Below are 1,161 nucleotides of genomic sequence, written 5' to 3'. Positions count from 1 at the left end.
GGGCAGGGCTATCGCATATGGGTTATGGCCTGGATGAGATAATCATCGTTCCAGGCACATTTCTTGATGCGGTGGCTGACAGGGACTTTGTCGATGTCAGCCGCCTGGAGGATGTTTCTGGCAATGCGAGTGAGCAATGCTGTGTTAGCCGGAGCGTTGTCCTTGCGGGCACGGGATTTGTCCTCGTTGAGGTGAACATCGAGCATCCAGTGGAGCCCGTTCTCAATCTGCCAGTGAGCTCTTGTTAGGTCGAGCGCCTGCTGCGGCGATAGCAATATCGAGGCCATGAACAAACGGGGCACCGGTTTGGCCTGATCGCGTCGGCTGGTGATGCGGATGAAGGCTTTATGGCCAGGCATCAGCGGCTCGGCCGCGGTTACGACCTCCGCCTGGCGCCATTCCTCGCGGCCATGGTTGGTTTCGCTCCGCTCTGCGACGGCGGGAGTGGTCTCGGCCAGTTGCTGCTTGGCACGAGCAACCCAAAAGCGGCGGTTTCCTTTGAGCGCTAGCAGATAAGCGCCGCCGCGTTCGGTAATGGTTTCGGCCATGCGCTTGTGGCAGTGGAGTGCGTCGGCTGTAACCATTCTGCCAGCGAGATCAATGAGTTCAACGACTTTAAGGGCCGCCTCGACCTCGTTCTCGGCAGTGCCGGGCGATACCGCTGCCAAGCATAGCCGCGTCTCGGCGGCGAAGGCCGACACCGTCAGCGGCGGACTGGCAGCAAGCCCTTTCTCATAGGCCCGCCGCAGCGCTTTGCCGTCGAGGGAGACGACCTCCTCACAGGCGCGCGCAAAGCCCGCCGCAAAGGCCGCGAAGGCTCGCCCGAACGCCTCCGGATCAAGCAGCCGCAACAGCCGCGAGAAGGTGTCATGGCTGGGCGCTACCTCGTACTCGATCAGTCGTGACAGTGCCTGTTTGCGCTCTTGCGCGAACAGCGAAAACTCCGTCGCATTGCTTGCTCCACAAAGGCTCGCCGCGATCATCATCACGATCAGATCTCCAAGCCGGTGCGTGGCGTTGCCAGCGCGCGGGTCAGGCAGCGCGCCAAAATAGCTCTCAAGGCTGGAAATGGCAGTCTCTCCTTCATTCGACTGCCTGCCCAAAGAATCCCTTCTCAGGCCAACTTCAAGTCCTAAAAAGCCATATGCGATTCCCCTGCCC

The 1,161-nt window shown here is 60.6% G+C and carries 1 protein-coding gene; it reads right to left on the bottom strand.

The genetic code is table 11. From position 1 onward, the window contains the following. Positions 1-8: 8 nt before the first annotated feature. Positions 9-1,161, bottom strand: a 1,153-nt coding sequence (locus tag EOD07_RS35175; protein WP_245470615.1) for an ISAs1 family transposase, incomplete at its 5' end; no start/stop codon positions are given.

It is taken from the genome of Mesorhizobium sp. M2C.T.Ca.TU.002.02.1.1 (assembly GCF_003997225.1).
Note: the sequence above shows the minus strand (reverse complement) of the source record. Positions and strands in the feature narration are given on the sequence as shown.